Genomic DNA, 19,277 nt, shown 5'->3' with positions numbered 1-19,277 from the left:
GCCGGGTCAAGCGATAATTAAAAACTCATAAAATAACCGTATTTTTGCCGCCTTATAAAAACGCATGAAGATACCCAAGTTTGCCGACCTGATTTTGTTTGAAGATGATGACCTGATTGTGATCAACAAGCCGGCATTTATAAGTTCGTTAGATGAGCGTGGCGACGGCAGTAGCGACATTAGCATTTTGCGTATGGCCAAGGCTTATAGCGACGATGCACAGATATGCCACCGCCTGGATAAGGAAACATCAGGTGCGTTGATCATCGCTAAAAATCCGGAGGCATACCGTTCGGTATCCATGCAATTTGAGAAGCGTCAGGTTAATAAAGTATATCATGCGGTTATTGATGGTACCCATGTTTTTGATAACCTGCTGGTTGATCTGCCTATACTCAACGTAGGTAAAGGCACAGTAACTATTAGCAGACAAGAGGGTAAACGTGCCGAAACCTGGTTCCAGTCGCTTAAATATTTTAAGCATTATACTTTGGTAGAGTGTAAGCCGGTTACAGGCCGTATGCACCAGATCCGTATACATTTAGCTACACAGCGTGCGTCAATAGCGGGCGATGAAATGTACAAAGGCAAGCCTGTTTATTTATCGGCTATTAAGCGAAAATACCACTTAGGTAAAGAGCAGGAGGAGCTGCCTATTATGAAACGTTTTGCCTTGCATGCCTACCAGGTTACTTTTAAGGTGGTAAATGGTACAGAAGTTACTATTAATGCGCCATACCCGAAGGATTTTGAAACGCTGCTGAAGTTGCTGGAGAAGTTTGATAGTTAGAGATTAGTTGACTGGTGATTAGAGATTAGTTGACTGGTGATTAGAAATTAGTGCTATCTCTAAATCCTGTGTCATTTCGAGGAGCGAAGAGGAGGTAGTGCGAGGGCGCGAAAGAGAAATGACAAAACAATGGATAATATCCTAATCACAAGTTAACTAATCTCAATTTAACTAATCTCAAGTTAACTAATCTCAATTTAACTAATCTCAATTTAACTAATCTCAATTTAACTAATCTCTAATCAACTACTATACTCCCCCTCAAATAGGTAACCGCTTTTCCGCTCATTAAAACGCGCTCGCCTTTTAATTCGCACCAGAGTTCGCCTTTGCGGGCCGAAAGCTGGTAGGCGTGTAACTTATCTTTTCCGAATACTTTGGCCCAGTAGGGGATGAGGTTACAATGTGCCGAACCAGTAACAGGGTCTTCGGGAATGCCTGCGCCGGGTGCAAAAAAGCGTGACACAAAATCAGAATTTTTACCGGGAGCCGTAACTATAATGCCAACGGTATCCATTTTAGATAAAGCAAACATATCCGGTGTTAGTTCAGCTATTTCCTCTTCGCTGTCATAAACCACAAAATAATCTCTTGAACGAAGTATAGCTGTAGGTTCGCTGCCTCCTAACGCCTCAATCAAACCATTAGGCGTTTCAATTGGTATTGGCGGGCGCGATGGGAAATCCATGGTGTATTTATCGCCATCACGTTTTACTGTGAGTGTGCCGGCTTTAACGGTCTCAAAGTTGATCACGTCCGCGCCATATGCCAATTCTGTAAACAATATATGTGCAGCCGCAAGTGTAGCGTGACCACATAGATCAATCTCATACTCGGGGGTAAACCAACGCAGTAAATAGCCTGTGTTATTCTTTACAAAGAATGCCGTTTCGGCCAGGTTATTCTCTTTAGCAATTTGCTGCATCGTTTCATCGGGCAGCCATTCGGTTAACGGACAAACGGCCGCGGGGTTGCCGCCAAACAGCTTATCGGTAAAAGCATCAGCCTGATAAATAGGTATGGTCATAATTTTTGAGCTTATGTACCACTAATGTAGCGATAAACCGCTAACTCGTCAATGTTTGTAATGGGTTTGGTGCTGCCCTCGGTTAACAAAATAATGCGGTCGCTTACATCCAGAACGTTTTGATATTGATGATCGGTAATGATGATGCCTTTAGTTTTACTAACCGTTTTAATTATGGTTTTAAAGTACTCGCATTGAATAGGTGTAACATGCGTAAACGGTTCATCCAGTAAAATAAAATCGGCTTTACTGTAAAGGATCATCAGCATCTCCAGCTGACGCAATTCTCCGCCCGAAAGTTCTTCGGGCTTTTTATGAGCGTGGTTTTTGTAAATGCTTTGATTATTAAACTCATCCCAATATTGTTCGCTTACTATTTTTGTAGCCAGCGTTTTTATGCTGATGCCACGTGGTAAATAGTTATGTTGGGGCAGGTAAGCTATTTTGTTGTTGATATAGCCTTTCTTAACAAATTCGTTGTCGATACTTACATACTTATATCCCGGTGTAAGTCTACCGAAAATTATTTTTAACAGCGATGACTTGCCACTTCCGTTTCGCCCCAGCAAGCCCACCACTTCGCCTTGTTTGCATTCCAGGTAAACGTCCTGCAATATTTTACGCAGATCAAACGCCAATTGTACACTGTCAACTTTTAAAACTGCCATACTTTAGATATTATTGATCCTAAAATTGTTATCGCGATGCAGATCAGAATGTCTGCTGCTAACGCTGCAATCGCTACATGTCGCATATGATATCCGGCATTGCGATAATAAAAATGACTCTGCTTGTATTGGTAATTGTTTAGCCCTATTGCTGATGATATTCCCACAATTTTGGCTAACAGGAAGCTGGCGGCATTTGGCGTTAGTCCGTTCAATGCCATAAAGCCTAAGGCCGTACAAGTAAATATTAAATTATAAATAATGATTGACCTGTAAAACAGAAACGTGATAGAAATAAAGCGTCGCAAGTGATTTGATTGGTTTTCAATCAAACATATTTGTTTGTGAATTATTGTCTCCGGCTTCAACTCTAATTTTATTGACCAGGTTGTGTGCCTGGCGGGTGGGTTCGGGTATTCGGTAACCGCGTATACAGTTTTTAATAATTTCTACGCTTTGTTCCATGCTTACCTTATGACCAGGCGATATGTATATTGGATTGCAATTGCGTTTGCTGCGCAGCGCTATGCCTACTAGCTCGCTTTTATCAAACATGGGGCTTTGCGCAAACGGTTGATCGATCGGTTCCTCGAAACGTCCCCAAAGGCGGCTTTTAGCGCTACCTATGGTTGGGACATCCGCAATCAACCCGAAATGTGTTGCAATGCCTGTGCGGCGTTCATGAGCTGTACCTTGACCATCAAGCACTAACAAGTCGGGTTTGGTTTTAAGATTTTGCCAGGCTTCCAGTAACGCCGGCACTTCTCTAAATGCTAACAAACCTGAAATATAAGGGAATTTTGTTTTACCAACGGCGGTGGAAGTGCCAATTACTTTCAAATCAGGATAAGAAAACACAACAATGCCAGCATAAACAACATCCGAATATTTATTGAAGGAAATATCTGCTCCGGCAATGTTAGTAATTTGCTTTTCAAGCGGACAAATATTGATTTGTTTCCTCAATTCGTGCTGATAGGCAATGGCCTGGGCTGGAGTGAGGTGTTCGTATTCGGATGGATGCATGTATTGATTACCTAAACGCTGGGCGCATTGTTTTAGTACCAACAAAAAAAGCCGCTCCAAACTGGAACGGCTCTAAATTCTTGCTTCTTAACTCTTTGTTTTAAAAAGCTTATCCAAGGTATGATTTCAGGATCTTGCTTCTTGAAGTATGACGAAGACGTTGCAACGCTTTATCTTTTATTTGGCGTACACGTTCGCGGGTAAGGTTAAATTTCTCACCGATCTCTTCCAGAGAAAGTGGATGGTTAGTGCCTAAACCGAAAAACAATACGATTATCTCGCGCTCGCGTTCTGTTAAAGTTGATAGGGAGCGTTTAATTTCTTCTGATAACGATTCATTGATCAGGATAGAGTCGGTATTCGGCTCAGCGTTCTCTAATACGTCTAACAAAGTGTTTTCTTCACCCTGAACAAAAGGAGCATCCATTGATACATGGCGACCTGAGTTACTTAAGGTATCAGATATCTTGTCAACCGTAGTTTCCAGCATATCAGCCAGCTCTTCAGGTGACGGCTCACGCTCGTACTCCTGCTCTAATTTAGAGAAAGCCTTGCTGATCTTGCTCAATGAACCTACCTGATTCAACGGCAAACGAACGATACGTGATTGCTCAGCGATAGCTTGCAAAATAGACTGGCGGATCCACCATACAGCGTATGAAATGAATTTGAAACCTTTGGTTTCGTCAAAACGCTTTGCAGCTTTGATCAAGCCCAGGTTACCTTCGTTAATAAGGTCACCAAGGGTAAGTCCCTGATTTTGATATTGTTTGGCTACCGACACCACGAAACGCAGGTTGGTTTTGGTTAAACGCTCAAGCGCAGCCTGATCGCCCTCCCTTATTTTTTGTGCTAATATTACTTCTTCTTCGGCAGTTATCAGGTCAACTTTACCAATTTCGTGTAAGTATTTGTCGAGCGATTGCGACTCACGGTTGGTAATGGATTGGGTTATTTTGAGTTGTCTCATTTATTATAAACCTCGATTCTTTTATTATTAGAATTGAACGGGCAAAGGTATGAAAAGTTTAGCCTATTTTTGCTACTAAATAAAATATTACATTTTATTCATAATCAGGTGATAATTGCATGATTTTTGTGGTTTAGATCATACTTCGCTCAGCCTGAAAATCTCATCCGCACGAATTCCTTTATCTGTATTTTTTAAAGTGCAGCATTCATTGACCGAATCATGCTCAAAATACAAAATATAATTGTTTTCAAGTGCCTCATTTAAAATTGCTTTCTTTTCATTGAGTGTTTTCATCGGGAACATATCATATCCCATTACATAAGCTAACGGCAAATGCCCTATGGATGGTATAAGATCGGCCATATATAACATTTGCCGGCCTTTGTAGTTTATTTGTGGCAGCATCTGCGCTTCGGTGTGGCCGTAAACAAAACGCACTTTAACATGGTCTGTAAATGTTACTCCATCCTTGCCATCAATAAACTTTAGCTGACCGCTGTCCTGTATAGGCAAAATGTTTTCTTTTAAAAACGATGCTTTTTCGCGTTCGTTAGGATTTATGGCCCAATCCCAATGTTGGGCGTTACTCCAGTAGGTAGCGTTTTTAAAGGTAGGAGTGAGGGTTTCGCCAATACGTTCAACGGCGCCGCCCACATGGTCAAAATGCAGGTGCGTTAAAAACACATCGGTAATATCATCTCGATGGAAACCATGGGCGGCCAATGAGCTATCCAGTGTGTTGGACCTATCCGGATAATAAAAGCTGAAAAATTTATCGCTTTGCTTATTGCCCATGCCGGTATCAACCAGTATCAATCTGTTGCCTTCTTCAATCAGCAAACAACGCATAGCCCACGTGCAAAGGTTATTCTCATCGGCCGGATTGGTTTTGCTCCAGATGGTTTTAGGCACCACACCAAACATAGCGCCGCCATCAAGTTTAAAAGTGCCGGTGTCTATTGTGTATAGCTTTGGGTTCATTTTTTGTCCATAGACCATGGTTGATAGTCCATGGTTGTTGAGTTAAACTTAAACAAAAAAGTCGATGGTCCAAAGCAAACTACTATGGACCATCGACTATAAAATATTGACTGCGCAGCTTACAAATGTATACACTCGCCGTATGCTTCGGCGGCGGCTTCCATTATGGCTTCGCTCATGGTTGGGTGCGGGTGTACCGTTTTGATCAACTCATGACCGGTAGTTTCCAGTTTGCGTGCTGATACGATCTCGGCTATCATCTCGGTAACGTTAGCGCCTAACATGTGAGCGCCTAACAATTCGCCGTATTTAGCATCAAATACCAGTTTAACAAAACCGTCTTTTACGCCGGCAGCGCTGGCTTTGCCTGATGCAGAGAATGGGAATTTGCCTACCTTAACTTCATATCCGGCTTCTTTAGCAGCCTTTTCGGTGTAACCTACTGATGCTACCTCTGGGCTGCAATACGTACAACCCGGAATATTATTATAATCAAGCGGCTGTGGATGATGGCCTGCAATTTTCTCAACGCAGATTATACCTTCTGCAGATGCTACGTGAGCCAATGCCTGACCTTTTACAATATCGCCAATGGCGTAAACGCCTTCAATATTGGTTTTGTAGAAATCGTCAACTAAAACTTTACCTTTTTCTGTTTTAACACCAACTTCTTCTAAGCCTATACCCTCAATATTGGTAGAGATACCCACTGCTGATAGCACGATCTCGGCTTCAATAACCTGGTTGCCTGAAGCTGTTTTTACGTTTACTTTGCAAAGATCGCCGCTGGTATCAACAGACTCAACATTTGAGCCGGTCATGATCTCAATACCTTGCTTTTTTAATATACGTGCAAGGCCTTTTGAAACCTCTTCGTCCTCCAAAGGAACTATATTATCAAGGTATTCAACAACAGTAACTTTAGTGCCTATTGAGTTGTAGAAATAAGCAAACTCAATACCTATAGCGCCCGAGCCAACAACTACCATTGATTTAGGTTGTTTAGGCAATACCATAGCCTGACGGTAGCCAATAACCTTAACGTTGTCTTGTTTAAGGTTGGGCAACTCGCGCGAACGGCCGCCGGTAGCTAATATGATGTTTTTAGCCGTATATTCTTTAACGGCGCCATCAGTACCTTTAACTTCAATAACGCCTTTTGCTTTGAGCTTGCCAAAGCCGTTTATAACGTCAATTTTGTTTTTCTTCATTAAAAACTGTACACCTTTGCTCATACCATCAGCAACAGAGCGGCTACGTTTAACAACAGCTTCAAAATCAACTTCGCCTGGTGTATTTATTTTAATGCCGTAATCGGCAGCATGATTGATGTATTCAAAAACCTGGGCGCTCTTTAATAAAGCTTTGGTAGGTATACAACCCCAGTTAAGGCAAATGCCACCCAGAGATTCTTTTTCAACTACAGCGGTTTTTAAACCAAGTTGGGAAGCACGTATGGCAGCTACATAACCACCGGGACCGCTCCCTATAACAATTACATCGTAGTTCATATCAGCGTATGTTCTTTTTAAAATTTATGAAAGCCAAAGCTAAATAAAAGGCCTGAAAGCAAAAAACCACTTGTATCATTAATTTATCATTAAAGCGCTATAATGTCTACCTGTAACATGGATTAACTCAATGTTAAAAAAGTTGATTTTGGTATGAGAATTTCATTATATAGGTCATATTTTTTCGGGACTTACGTCATTAGTTGTTAAATGTTGATAAATACATAATCATTTTTAAAAATAATTAACATTGATTTAATATAACGGATTATGTAAGCACTTATCTTTGTGCCGGTTTAGTCATCTCATTATTTTTCATTAAAGAACAAAAAACACAGCATGAGAAAATTTTTACTTTTATTAATTGCCGCTGTTTTTACTACTGCCGCAGCCTTTGCGCAGGTTACTACCAGTAGTATGACAGGTACGGTTAAAGACAACAAAGGCGTTGCTTTGCCGGGCGCTACAATTAAAGCAATACATGAGCCATCGGGAACGGTTTATGCGGTTGCAACCAACAATGATGGTTATTACAATATTCCCGGTATGCGTGTAGGAGGTCCTTACACAGTTGAGGTTACCTTCATTAGCTTTTCCAAGCAAACTTACACAGGTATCACCTTACAGTTAGGTCAGTCTTACATATTAAATGCTGAACTATCTGAAACCGGTACCGAACTTAAAACGGTTAACATTACCGGTACAAAAAGAATTGTTACGGCTAAATTAGGTGCAAGTACCAACATTAACCGTACACAATTATCTACTTTACCTACGTTTTCGCGTAGCGTTACAGATTTTACCCGTTTAACGCCTCAGGCTAACGGTGGTAGCTTCGCCGGTCGTGATGCACGCTATAACAGTATTACTGTTGACGGTGCTAACCTGAATAACACTTTCGGTACATCAAATGACCTGTTACCAGGTGGCGGCGCACAACCAGTTTCAATAGAAGCTTATGACGAAATCTCGGTAAACATTGCTCCGTTTGACGTTCGTCAGTCGGGCTTTACCGGTGCGGGTATCTACGCAACTACAAAAAGCGGTACCAACACATTCCACGGATCAGTTTACGGTTTCTACAGAGACCAATCATTTAACGGTACCCGTGTTGGCGACTTTGATCTGAGTTCACAAAATGCTAAAGCAACTTCTAAAACTTACGGTGTTACCTTAGGCGGCCCAATAATTAAAAACAAATTATTCTTCTTCGGTAATTACGAGCACGAGGTTGCTACAACTCCTGGTATTAACTTTTCACCTACTGGTGGTTCGGGTTTAGGTACCGTTGCGGCTACTCCGGTTGGCGATCTTCAAAAAGTTTCAGAATACCTTAAAAATAAATTTGGCTACGAAACCGGCGGTTATGATAACTTCCCGGCCTTCCAGCCAAAAAACACCAAAGCTTTAATTCGTTTTGACTACAACATTAACGATAAAAACAAGCTGACAGTTAAATACAGCTACTTAAAAGCTACAAGTGATCAAACCGTTAATAACTCAAGCACACCTAACAACGCTGCTTATACCTTTACGGGTGCTAACGGCTCGCCATCTACACGTGCAAGCGGTGGTTTGGTTAACAACCGTTACAGCAACAGGTCTATCGCGTTTGAGAACTCTAACTACGGTTTCTTAAATACTGTGCATACCGGTACAGCCGAGTTAAACAGTACTATCAATTCAAAAATGTCAAACCAATTGCTGGTAACCTTTAAAAAGTATGGCAATCCGCGTACTACAAAAGGAACTACTTTTCCAACAATTGACATTTACAATGGCGCGGGCGATAACTACATAACTGCAGGTTCTGACCCTTACACCAAATACAACGAGGTTATTGATAACACCACTACTTTGTATGATAACTTTACCTACTATGCAGGTAAACACACTTTAACCGGTGGTATCAGCTATGAGTATCAAAAAGTGGGTAATGCCTTTATGCCAGGTGCTGCGGGTTCATATATCTACAACAGCCTTGATGATTTCCTGAATGACAGGGCTCCGGTACAGTTTACTTATAACTATTCATTGCTTCCTGGTCAGGACAAAGTTTTCTCTGCAAACCTTCGCATCGGAACCATCAGCCTTTATGCTCAGGATGAATATAACGTAAGCCCTAACTTTAAATTTACTTACGGCTTACGTGCTGATAAGTCTATTTATCTGGAAAATCCGGTTGAGAACCCTCAGTTAAGTGCTTTGCAGTTTCCTGATCCTAACTCAAACACAGGTGCTTTAATGACCTACAATTCAGGCCAATGGCCTAAATCAGTATGGATGCTTTCACCTCGTGTAGGTTTCCGTGCAAGCTTGTTAAGCGACAAATCATTAGTATTACGTGGTGGTATGGGTATATTTAGCGGCCGCGTACCTTACGTGTTCTTAACCAACCTGCCTTCAAACAGCGGTATGTACAACTTTGGTGGTGTGGCAACAGCTGCTCAGCTTGCCAACATTAAATTGGTACAAGATCCAAGCACTTATGCCAACCTGTTCCCGCAATCAGCAGGTACTGCTTATCAGTCGGCCAGTGTTGTTATTGACAAAAACTTTAAATTCCCTCAAATATTCAGAGTTAACTTAGGTATTGATAAAAACTTAGGTAATGGTTACTCTGCTACATTTGAAGCTTTATACAGCAAAGACATCAATGCAGTGCGTATGCGTAACGTTAACCTGAAAAACCCTACAGGTACTATTCAGGAAGGCGATTACACCCGTGCTCGTTACGTAGGTACAGGTTCTGCAACAACAGCTAACGGCTTTACAAGCGTTTCTGTAACTGCTCAGGATCGTAACATTTATCCAAACAACCCGGCGCTGTCTGTAATAGCGTTAGAGAACACTAACCAAGGTTACGCTGCATCATTAACTGCGCAATTAAACAAAACATTTGAAAACGGCTTTAATGCTTCGGTAGCTTATACCTACACTGTTGCTAAAGAAGCGTTCTCAACTGTTGGTACTACTGCAACCAACGTTTGGACCTCAACTTCTAACGTTGGAACTTCAAATGACGTAGAATTGGGTAACACAGCCTTTGTTATTCCTCACCGTATAGTAGGTTCGATATCTTACAAGTTCAACTATCTTAACCATGGTTCAACTTCAGTAGGTTTATTCTACCAGGGATCTGCTCAAGCTTCAGTTAACGGTGGTTACAGCTACACTATTCAAGGTGACCTGAACGGTGATGGTAACGCATCTACAGATTTGATGTACATTCCAAGAAAAGCAAGCGAAATTACTTTCCTGCCGTACACTCAAACAGTTAACGGTGTAGCATACACTTACACTGCACAACAGCAACAAGCCGCTTTTGAGCAATTCATCAACAACACGCCTTACCTTAAAGATCGCAGAGGTAAATACGCAGAAAGAAATGGTTCTTACTTACCATGGTATAACCGTATTGATGCTGATGTTAAACAAGAGTTTTACATTATGGCAGGTGGTCAAAAACACACCCTGCAGATCAGTGCTACTGTAATTAACCTGCCAAACCTTTTAAACAGCGCGTGGGGCATACAAAAACAAACCACTACCATGCAGCCACTTGCGCTTGTAGGTGTTGATGCAGCCGGTAACCCTGCTTACAACATGCGTCAGTTAAACGGCCAGTTAATTAATACGCCTTTCCAGAATATTAATACAACAGGTACAACATGGAGCGCTTTATTAGGTGCCAGATACAGCTTCTAATAACAAGTGTTTAATTGGAAATATTAAAAGAAACTAAAATGAAAAAATATATAACCATCGTTTTTATGACATTGTTAACATCGGCGATGTTTTCATGTAAAAAAGATGCAGATGTTGCCGGCACAGAGGCAAAACTCCCGGCCATTCAATTAAGCAGCTTAGGATATAACCAGGTTGGTCCGTTCACTATTGCAGCTGCAAGTGCAACTCCAACAACTCCCGCTACAGTTGCTACCGTTTTACAATTGTATTTCGGTGCTACCACTACAGGTGTTAAGTCAGGTAAATTTACAGTTGAATTTTTTGAAGGCACATCTATATCGGCAACTGCTGTACCTGTTAAAACGGTTACATTTAGCAGCTGGACCGGTTACGATGACACTTCTGACCCAACAAAAAAACCTACCCCGGTTTTAAACCACAGCATTAACTATACTTTGCAATCAACTACTTATGAGAAAACGCAGGTGTATGGTGGTAACATGCTTATCAAATTAGGTTTGCTTGGTTTAACAGCAGGTAAAACTTATTCTGTTAGAGCTACAGCTTATTCTGAAGATGGTAAAACTTCGGTTTTAAGCCAAACCTCATTCTTTAAAACCATATAACTTTAAGTTATACTATAAAACAAGAAGGCCTCCCGGATTTCCGGGAGGCTTTATTGTTTTATATGTTACCTCTCTTTATAAGTATGGAATAAACGATCCCAAAGGTTGGTGTAAAAACCGAAATTGTAATTTACATCGGTATGATGATCATGATGAAATGTTGGTGTGCCGATATATTTAAGCCACGCGCTGTTCCTGAATTTGTAGGGTAAGGGTTCAAAACCCAAATGTCCGGCAATGCCAAATACAACATTTAAGGTTAAGTACAGTATTACAGCCCAAAAGTTGAATGTGTACACGTAAATCACAATTAGCCACAATAAACCAAAGCTAACCGTCTCTAACGGATGAAGTACAAAGAGATCAATCGGTATCGGATCGTGATAAATGTGATGGAACCTGTGGATATATTTATAGGCAACAGACCTATGTATAGCCAGGTGAAATATATACATGGCTAAATCCATAGCCAGAAAAAGAAGTATGGTGTCAAATATAAGCCACCAGCTTAAATCAAAATCAAATTGTATAACACCGTGCTGCCAAAGTTTAAACCCCGTAAACGTAATTAACGTGTTAATGCAGTTGGTAACAATGCAGGTAAGTATTTCTTTGTATGAAGCCGGCTTAACCGGATGTTTGCACAACTTAATGGTAAGCCAGCCTGCAAATAGCGCAATGCCTGTTACTATAAAATTTTCTGCCAGAAAAATCATCAGTAAAGTAAATGATGATTGCTCTGACAGAAAATTAAGCATAAGGCTATTTAGTTATATATAAACTCGCCAAACTCAGAATTTATCGTAACCTGTTTTTTGTCAGCAGCCTCAACGCGACCAATAATTTGCGCGTCAATACCAAAGCTTTTTGATATAGCTATAAGTTCGTCTGCAATGTTGGGTTGAACGTAAAGCTCCATGCGGTGGCCCATATTAAATACCTTGTACATTTCCTGCCAGCTGGTTTTTGATTCTTCCTGTATCAATCTGAATAATGGCGGAATAGGGAACAGGTTATCTTTAATAACATGTACATTATCAACAAAGTGTAGCACCTTAGTTTGTGCCCCACCGCTGCAATGCACCATTCCATGTACCTGGCTGCGATAGTTGTCTAATATTTGTTTGATAACCGGGGCGTAGGTACGTGTTGGCGATAATACCAGCTTTCCTGCTGTAACGCTTTGGCCGTTGCCAATATCAACCACATCGGTTAGTTGCTTACTGCCAGAAAATATCAGATCAAAAGGAACCGCCGGATCATAACTTTCAGGGTATTGATTAGCTATGGTTTTATTGAATACATCGTGTCTTGCAGATGTTAGTCCATTTGAGCCCATGCCGCCATTGTACTCACGCTCATATGTTGCCTGTCCGTACGATGCCAAACCTACTATCACATCGCCCGGCTGTATGTTATGGTTGCTCACCACATCTTCACGTTTCATGCGGCAGGTAACGGTTGAATCAACAATAATGGTGCGTACCAGATCGCCAACATCAGCAGTTTCTCCTCCGGTTGAATAAATGCCTATACCCGCTGCGCGCAGGTCGGCCAAAATTTCTTCGGTGCCGTTAATAATGGCTGCAATAACTTCACCCGGTATCAGGTTTTTGTTTCTGCCGATGGTAGATGATAACAATATGTTATCAATAGCGCCAACGCAAAGCAGATCGTCAAGATTCATGATGATAGCATCTTGCGCAATTCCTTTCCAAACAGAAATGTCGCCGGTTTCGCGCCAGTAGGTATAAGCCAATGATGATTTGGTTCCGGCACCGTCAGCATGCATAATGTTACAAAACTGCTCATCGCCGGTTAAAATATCCGGAACTATTTTACAGAATGCTTTCGGGAAAAGGCCTTTGTCAATATTTTTTATAGCGTTGTGTACATCATCTTTTGAGGCAGAGACACCTCTTTGATCGTATCGTTGCGAAGAAGTCATGGGCAAATATACTGCTAAAAATAGTTTACGCGTTTAAAAATTAAGTAGTTTTGCAATTCCTATGGAACTTCCCGTCATTATTAAAAACAGCGGTGCCCGCGTAAGGGCGCATTTAAAAGCGTCGTACGACAGGCTTAACAACGAGCAACTCCGGCGTAATATTTTACAGGCTGTGCCCTTTTGGATAGCCTCTGTAATTACCGGTCTGATAGCTGTTATTTATGCCAAATTGTTTTCAATGGCTGAGGGGGTAACCCACTTCATTTTTACGTATGATGCATGGCTGATATTTATTGTTTCGCCTGTTTGTTTTGTAATAGCATGGTGGATGGTGAAAAAATACGCGCCTTATGCGCGGGGGAGCGGCATTCCACAGGTGGCGGCGGCGCTTGAAATGAGCACCCCGCGAAATGAGAAATTGGTTGACAAGCTTTTAAGTGTCCGTATAATTGTTGTTAAACTATTTTCGAGTTTAATTATGGCTATGGGCGGGGCGGCAGTAGGTAGGGAGGGCCCAACCATACAAATTGCGGCATCTGTTTTCAGAAAGATCAACAATAATTTACCGGCATGGTGGCCTAAAATTGCTAAAAGTAATGTTATAGTAGCCGGTGCTGCAGCAGGTTTGGCGGCGGCATTTAACACCCCTTTAGGTGGGATCGTATTCGCGATTGAAGAACTGACCAAAACGCATTTCAGCTATTTTAAAACAGCTATATTTTCATCGGTAATTATTGCAGGCTTAACCGCGCAAGGCATAATTGGCCCGTACTTGTACCTAGGTTATCCCGCTATAGGTGGTTTGTCGGGCTTTATTTTAGTAGATGTTGTTTTGGTAGCCTTGCTTGCAGGTTTGGGTGGAAGCGCAATGACCAAAATTATATTAGGAATTTTTGCATGGAAGCGCAAACTGCGCACTACCTATCAAATGATAGCATTTGCCGCTGTATGCGCTTTGCTTTTGGCAGCATTAGCTTATTTTATTGACAGGGGTACCATGGGCTCTGGTAAGGAGCTAATGGAACGTACTCTTTTCACTACCGATAAGCACGTTGAATGGTATACGCCTTTATTGCGAATAATAGGGCCGCTTTTATCATTTACCACAGGCGGAGCTGGTGGCGTTTTTGCTCCGGCGCTTAGTGCAGGGGCTGCCATCGGCGCAATGGTGTCGGGTTGGTTTACTTTAGCCGGGCCAGATACAAACTTGCTTATACTGGCGGGTATGGTTGCTTTTCTTACAGGTGTAACCAGGTCGCCTTTTACATCTGCCATATTGGTGCTTGAAATGACTGATCGCCACAATGTTATATTCCACCTGATATTGGCCGGGATGGTTGCAAGCTTAGTGTCATTGCTAATTGATAAACACTCCTTTTATGATCATATGAAGAATATGTACATACGAGAGTTAGAAGCAGAACCTAAAGAGCCGGTGGCTGCACCACCCAAGCCGGCTGACATATAAAAGCAAAACGCCCCAAAAAGGGGCGTTTTTTTGTTCTTATTTAACAAACAGTAGCTCTCTGAATTTTGGCAGTGGCCATATCGAATCGTCAACTATTTGTTCCAGTTTATCTACATGGTAGCGAATAGGCTGGAAGAAACTTTTTACTTTTTCGTCATAAGCAATGGCTTTCTCGCGCACATCCTCAATCTTGTTAGCCTTTTTACGCTCGTCAACCATTTGCTCAACGTTGGTTTTGATGAAATTAATGTGTTCAGCAAGTTGATTGATAATATCTATTTGTACTTTATAGGTTGAAGCATCTAAGCCCAGGTCCTTCAGTCCACGCGCATTTTCAATTAATTTTGACTGGTACGCTAAAGCAGCTGGAATAATGATGTTAACAACCATATCACCAATTACACGTGCTTCAATTTGCAGCTTTTTGTAAAAGCTTTCCAGCAATATCTCATGTCTCGCATGCGCTTCACGACGGGTATATACGCCGGTTTCGGCAAACAATATTTCAGATTTTTCTGTAACCATGGCGTCAAGCGCCTTTGGTGTAGTACGTATATTGGCTAAACCGCGTGCTTCGGCTTCTTTTTCCCATTCATCACTGTAACCATTGCCCTCAAAGCGGATAGATTTTGACTCTTTAATATACTTTTTTAGCACCATTAATAAAGCCAAATCCTTTTTCTCGCCTTTTTTAAGGATTTTATCTACATCATACTTGAACTTTTTAAGCTGATCAGCCACTATAGTGTTCAATACCGTCATCGGGCTGGCCGAGTTAGCTGACGAACCTACAGCGCGCAACTCAAATTTATTGCCGGTAAAGGCAAAAGGAGAGGTGCGGTTACGGTCAGTATTGTCTTTTAATATTTGTGGTATTTTAGGAATACCCTGCCATAGCAAGGCATCGTCTTTTATTTTTTTGCTGATGCGTGAGGTTTCAATCTCATCCAGCAGGTCGGTTAGTTGCGAACCCAGGAAAATAGAAATAATAGCAGGCGGAGCCTCATTAGCGCCCAGGCGATGATCGTTGTTTACGGATGCAATTGATGCGCGTAACAGATCTGCATGTTCGTAAACCGCTTTGATAGTATTTACAAAGAAGGTAAGGAACATCAGGTTGTTTTTAGGCGTTTTTCCCGGCGATAACAAGTTTTTACCGGTGTTAGTGATCATTGACCAGTTGTTGTGCTTGCCCGAGCCGTTAATGCCTGCGTATGGCTTTTCATGTAATAAAACCTGGAAGTTGTGTTTTTTAGCAACACGATCCATGATATCCATCAATAATTGGTTATGATCAATGGCCAGGTTTATTTCCTCATATATAGGTGCGCATTCAAATTGCGAAGGTGCAACCTCATTATGACGGGTCTTTAAAGGTATACCTAATAATAAAGCTTCAGTTTCCATGTCTTGCATAAAGGCGTAAACACGGCTTGGAATAGAACCGAAGTAATGATCTTCCAGTTGCTGGTTTTTTGCAGACATGTGCCCAAATAGAGTGCGACCAGTTAAGTAAAGATCCGGACGGGCATTGAACAGCGCGCTGTCAACCAGAAAATATTCCTGCTCAATACCTAAAGAGGCATTTACTTTTTCAACGCTTTTGTCAAAATAATGGCAAACGTCTACAGCAGCTTTATCAAGCGCGTTCAATGCCTTTAATAAAGGTACCTTATAATCTAATGCTTCGCCTGTGTATGATACAAACACGGTAGGTATACATAAAGTACGCGCCATTAAAAATGCCGGCGAAGATGGGTCCCAGGCAGTATAGCCACGCGCCTCAAAAGTATTACGGATACCGCCGCTTGGGAAACTTGAAGCATCGGGTTCTTGTTGTGCTAAAGCATCGCCTGAGAAAACCTCAATGGCGCCGCCGTCGGCAGTTGGTTCAAAAAAAGCGTCGTGCTTTTCAGCAGTTGTACCTGTTAATGGTTGAAACCAATGCGTATAGTGGGTGGCACCTTTACTAATTGCCCATGATTTCATGGCAGTAGCAACATGTTCTGCCATATCGCGCTGAATAGGTTCACCTTTTTCAATAGCTGTGATGATGCTTTGATAAGCATCTTTTGAAAGATAATCTTTCATTTTTTGCATATCAAAAACGTTGGTGCCATAATAATCTGATATTTTTTGAGAAGGCACTTTTACGTCAGGCGTTGTACGGGTGAGTACGGTTTCCAGTGCGCGGAATCTAATATTGGGCATATTTTATTACGTATTGGTTTTCAAACCAAAATTAGGATTATGATTTAAATAATCACCTAAATTTTAAATGAATAAATTTTTCTGCTAACAAAAACCTTCTTTTTCTGCCATTCAACTTGCCTGTTTTTAATTAAAGCTTATTGATTTTTCTAAAACTTATGTTTAATGATACTTTGATGTGCTTTTTTATTGCTTTTACTCATCTTGAACTTGGTTTTTTAATTTAAATATGATAAAAACATCTTTTGTATGGCGTTTTAGGTAAAATTTGGTGTTTTATTTTGCTATATTTTATATAAATGGAATAAAAGTTAAGTATTGAATGTAACTTTTTTAAAATTTTTTGGCGTTTTTCTTGTTTTTAATAAAACACATCCATACTTTTATGAAAATTTTAATAAAGTAATCTTTTAAATAGAAAATATTTAAAAATAATAGCTTAAATTTTAAATAAATCATTTAAATAGATGCTTTATCGGTACCGGAAAAATTTAAACTTAAGTTGAACACAAAAAAAGAGAACAGTTAAATCAATTTATTAATAGAACACTTATCAAATTATCATCATGAAAAAAATCTTACTTTTATCAATGATCGCTTTTGGGGCACTAACGGTTAAAGCCGACAAAATTGGCGGCACCCGCGAGTTAACCATGGTAGCAGATACCGGCGATACCCCGCTAACCATCTCTGGATCGGTTGATGGTTATTACAAATATGATTTTGCAAAATCAAGCCAGCTGGGTACCAGCTTTGCAACAGACCACAACTCTTTCTCAATTGGTATGGTTGATATTGCATTGAAGAAAACAACCGGTAAAACTTCGTTTGTTGGTGAAATTGCTTTTGGTCCAAGAGGTCAGTACCAGTCAGTGCCTAACGGAGACGGTGTTGCGCTTAACGCAAATAATTCATTTCACATCCAAAACTTATACGTTAACTATGCTGCTACCGACGCGTTAACGTTGACAATGGGTTATATGGGTACATTTGTTGGTTATGAAGTTATAAGTCCTGCCGGTAACTTTAACTACTCAACTTCTTACATGTTCACTAACGGTCCGTTCCAAAATGCCGGTTTCAAAGCTACTTATGCTTTCTCATCTAAAGCAAGCTTAATGGCAGGTGTATTTAATGATGGCTGGAACGTTTACACTTCAATGGGTAAAATTGACAACTTCGGTGCGCAATTATTCGTATCACCTGTTGAAGGTTGGAATGCTTACTTCAACGTATTAACTGGTCCGTCTGCAGGTAGAGAGTTAGACTTCACTACAGCTTACCAAATAACCAGCGCTTTCAAATTAGGTTTGAACGCTGCTGATTACACTTTGCCTTCATCAGCTGGTAAGGGTGGTTTCTCAGGCGTAGCTTTATATCCTCAGTTAGCAGTATCATCTGCGGTAACTTTGGGTTTAAGAGGTGAGTACTTCAAAGTTAAAACAACTGATATTGCAGGTTTCCCTGGATACAGCTATGTACAGGCAGGTACTTCAGTAACTGCTTTAACTGCTACAGCTAACATCAAATCTGGTGGCTTAACTATCATCCCTGAGTTCAGGTTTGATAACGGTTCAGCTAACACCTGGATGAACAAAAGCGGAATGCCAACTAAAAAAGCAGCACAAGCTTTGTTAGCATTTGTATATGCCTTCTAATATTTGATAGGTTTATAAATTGTTTACAAAGGCCACCTCAAAAGGGTGGCTTTTGTTTTATATTTACAATATGAAAAATATAATCTTAGTTATAACAATAGTTGTTTTCAAAGTTACTACGGTATTTGCGCAGGCAGATTCTTTGGTGATAGATGAAAATAATAAATATATATACTACCAGGTTGTAGCGCAGCCGGGTTCATCGGCAGATAGCTTACAGGCCCGTGCCGTTTACTTTGCAAAAAAAGCATTTGCTGATAGTAAGCTGAAATTTAAGAAAAGCGAAAAAGGAACAATAAGGGCTACCGGTGGTGTATTGGTGTCAAAAAAATCGAGCATTGGTTTGCATGAAGATGCCCGCATTGATTATACTATGGTAATAGAGGTAAAAGATAACCGTTATCGTTATTGGTTTACTGATTTTATTATTGTGCCTTATGCCCGCGACCGTTATGCCAACTTTGTACCCGTTAGCGGTAAAAACACGCCGCTTGAAAACGGATTGTCATCGCTTTCAAAAAAAGATTTTGACGGATATACCGCAAAATTATTCGCTACTGTTAAAGATATAGGTAACCGATTAAAAACTTACATGAAAACGCCGGTAGCTCCGGTGAAACAAGAGGTGAAGAAAACAACCATACCTGCTACCAACTGGTAGCATTGCATATTTATAAAAAAGAACAAAAACTAAAGCCCG

The 19,277-nt window shown here is 40.8% G+C and carries 16 protein-coding genes; 6 read left to right on the top strand and 10 right to left on the bottom strand.

What is annotated here, in order from left to right; translation table 11 throughout:
- The first annotated feature begins 64 nt into the window (after positions 1–64).
- A complete protein-coding gene (locus CLV57_RS13450; protein ID WP_100341905.1) occupies positions 65–790 on the top strand; it encodes an RluA family pseudouridine synthase in 726 nt (241 codons plus the stop codon).
- A gap of 238 nt (positions 791–1,028) precedes the next feature.
- Here the strand turns inward: CLV57_RS13450 and CLV57_RS13445 are convergent, their stop codons facing one another.
- From CLV57_RS13445 to lpdA, 7 genes are all read right to left on the bottom strand, one after another.
- Complete coding sequence (locus CLV57_RS13445) at positions 1,029–1,817, bottom strand: PhzF family phenazine biosynthesis protein (RefSeq protein WP_100341904.1); 789 nt, start codon at positions 1,815–1,817, stop codon at positions 1,029–1,031.
- Positions 1,818–1,828: 11 nt separating this feature from the next.
- A complete protein-coding gene (locus CLV57_RS13440; RefSeq protein ID WP_100341903.1) occupies positions 1,829–2,485 on the bottom strand; it encodes an ATP-binding cassette domain-containing protein in 657 nt (218 codons plus the stop codon).
- Positions 2,473–2,793, bottom strand: coding sequence for a hypothetical protein (locus CLV57_RS13435; RefSeq protein WP_169927085.1), 321 nt, complete (start codon positions 2,791–2,793; stop codon positions 2,473–2,475). Before CLV57_RS13435 ends, CLV57_RS13440 begins: the two co-directional genes overlap by 13 nt.
- 16 nt (positions 2,794–2,809) lie before the next feature.
- Positions 2,810–3,553 carry a deoxyribonuclease V gene (gene nfi / locus CLV57_RS13430; RefSeq protein WP_245857066.1) on the bottom strand — a complete coding sequence of 248 codons (744 nt, stop codon included), beginning with the start codon at positions 3,551–3,553 and terminating at the stop codon, positions 2,810–2,812.
- Positions 3,554–3,620: 67 nt separating this feature from the next.
- Positions 3,621–4,481: a sigma-70 family RNA polymerase sigma factor gene (locus tag CLV57_RS13425; RefSeq protein WP_100341901.1), complete on the bottom strand. Its 861-nt coding sequence runs from the start codon at positions 4,479–4,481 to the stop codon at positions 3,621–3,623.
- Positions 4,482–4,619: 138 nt separating this feature from the next.
- Complete coding sequence (locus tag CLV57_RS13420; protein ID WP_100342850.1) at positions 4,620–5,465, bottom strand: MBL fold metallo-hydrolase; 846 nt, start codon at positions 5,463–5,465, stop codon at positions 4,620–4,622.
- A gap of 119 nt (positions 5,466–5,584) precedes the next feature.
- A complete protein-coding gene (lpdA, locus tag CLV57_RS13415) occupies positions 5,585–6,976 on the bottom strand; it encodes a dihydrolipoyl dehydrogenase (protein WP_100341900.1) in 1,392 nt (463 codons plus the stop codon).
- Positions 6,977–7,315: 339 nt separating this feature from the next.
- Between lpdA and CLV57_RS13410 the strand changes: the two genes are divergently transcribed.
- Positions 7,316–10,684, top strand: coding sequence for a TonB-dependent receptor (locus tag CLV57_RS13410; RefSeq protein ID WP_100341899.1), 3,369 nt, complete (start codon positions 7,316–7,318; stop codon positions 10,682–10,684).
- A gap of 38 nt (positions 10,685–10,722) precedes the next feature.
- Entirely contained in the window at positions 10,723–11,292 is a 570-nt protein-coding gene (locus CLV57_RS13405; RefSeq protein ID WP_100341898.1) for a hypothetical protein, read from the top strand.
- Positions 11,293–11,357: 65 nt separating this feature from the next.
- Here CLV57_RS13405 and CLV57_RS13400 read toward each other — a convergent pair whose 3' ends face one another.
- Both CLV57_RS13400 and CLV57_RS13395 read right to left on the bottom strand, forming a co-directional pair.
- A complete protein-coding gene (locus tag CLV57_RS13400; protein WP_100341897.1) occupies positions 11,358–12,050 on the bottom strand; it encodes a sterol desaturase family protein in 693 nt (230 codons plus the stop codon).
- An 8-nt stretch (positions 12,051–12,058) separates the two neighbouring features.
- A complete protein-coding gene (locus CLV57_RS13395; protein ID WP_100341896.1) occupies positions 12,059–13,240 on the bottom strand; it encodes an AIR synthase related protein in 1,182 nt (393 codons plus the stop codon).
- Positions 13,241–13,301: 61 nt separating this feature from the next.
- Here CLV57_RS13395 and CLV57_RS13390 point away from each other — a divergent pair, with 61 nt between their 5' ends.
- Positions 13,302–14,708: a chloride channel protein gene (locus CLV57_RS13390; protein ID WP_100341895.1), complete on the top strand. Its 1,407-nt coding sequence runs from the start codon at positions 13,302–13,304 to the stop codon at positions 14,706–14,708.
- Between the two features lie 36 nt (positions 14,709–14,744).
- Here CLV57_RS13390 and CLV57_RS13385 read toward each other — a convergent pair whose 3' ends face one another.
- On the bottom strand, positions 14,745–16,919 hold the full coding sequence (locus tag CLV57_RS13385; protein WP_100341894.1) for a glutamine synthetase III family protein: 2,175 nt from the start codon (positions 16,917–16,919) through the stop codon (positions 14,745–14,747).
- Between the two features lie 566 nt (positions 16,920–17,485).
- Here CLV57_RS13385 and CLV57_RS13380 point away from each other — a divergent pair.
- Both CLV57_RS13380 and CLV57_RS13375 read left to right on the top strand, forming a co-directional pair.
- A complete protein-coding gene (locus tag CLV57_RS13380) occupies positions 17,486–18,577 on the top strand; it encodes an outer membrane beta-barrel protein (protein WP_100341893.1) in 1,092 nt (363 codons plus the stop codon).
- 70 nt (positions 18,578–18,647) lie between these two features.
- Positions 18,648–19,238, top strand: coding sequence for a DUF4468 domain-containing protein (locus CLV57_RS13375; RefSeq protein WP_157799159.1), 591 nt, complete (start codon positions 18,648–18,650; stop codon positions 19,236–19,238).
- The last annotated feature ends 39 nt before the right edge of the window (positions 19,239–19,277 follow it).

This window comes from Mucilaginibacter auburnensis (genome assembly GCF_002797815.1).
Taxonomy (GTDB): Bacteria; Bacteroidota; Bacteroidia; order Sphingobacteriales; family Sphingobacteriaceae; genus Mucilaginibacter; species Mucilaginibacter auburnensis.
The sequence above is the reverse complement of the archived record's forward strand: the minus strand, read 5'-3'. Positions and strand labels throughout refer to the sequence as shown.

Coding starts and splice junctions, on each gene's coding strand:
- CLV57_RS13405 (WP_100341898.1), top strand. CDS start 10,723: ATGAAAAAATATATAACCATCGTTTTTATGACATTGTTAACATCGGCG.
- CLV57_RS13450 (WP_100341905.1), top strand. CDS start 65: ATGAAGATACCCAAGTTTGCCGACCTGATTTTGTTTGAAGATGATGAC.
- CLV57_RS13400 (WP_100341897.1), bottom strand. CDS start 12,050: ATGCTTAATTTTCTGTCAGAGCAATCATCATTTACTTTACTGATGATT.
- CLV57_RS13390 (WP_100341895.1), top strand. CDS start 13,302: ATGGAACTTCCCGTCATTATTAAAAACAGCGGTGCCCGCGTAAGGGCG.
- CLV57_RS13420 (WP_100342850.1), bottom strand. CDS start 5,465: ATGAACCCAAAGCTATACACAATAGACACCGGCACTTTTAAACTTGAT.
- CLV57_RS13425 (WP_100341901.1), bottom strand. CDS start 4,481: ATGAGACAACTCAAAATAACCCAATCCATTACCAACCGTGAGTCGCAA.
- CLV57_RS13395 (WP_100341896.1), bottom strand. CDS start 13,240: ATGACTTCTTCGCAACGATACGATCAAAGAGGTGTCTCTGCCTCAAAA.
- CLV57_RS13385 (WP_100341894.1), bottom strand. CDS start 16,919: ATGCCCAATATTAGATTCCGCGCACTGGAAACCGTACTCACCCGTACA.
- CLV57_RS13380 (WP_100341893.1), top strand. CDS start 17,486: ATGAAAAAAATCTTACTTTTATCAATGATCGCTTTTGGGGCACTAACG.
- CLV57_RS13410 (WP_100341899.1), top strand. CDS start 7,316: ATGAGAAAATTTTTACTTTTATTAATTGCCGCTGTTTTTACTACTGCC.
- CLV57_RS13445 (WP_100341904.1), bottom strand. CDS start 1,817: ATGACCATACCTATTTATCAGGCTGATGCTTTTACCGATAAGCTGTTT.
- CLV57_RS13375 (WP_157799159.1), top strand. CDS start 18,648: ATGAAAAATATAATCTTAGTTATAACAATAGTTGTTTTCAAAGTTACT.
- CLV57_RS13440 (WP_100341903.1), bottom strand. CDS start 2,485: ATGGCAGTTTTAAAAGTTGACAGTGTACAATTGGCGTTTGATCTGCGT.
- lpdA (WP_100341900.1), bottom strand. CDS start 6,976: ATGAACTACGATGTAATTGTTATAGGGAGCGGTCCCGGTGGTTATGTA.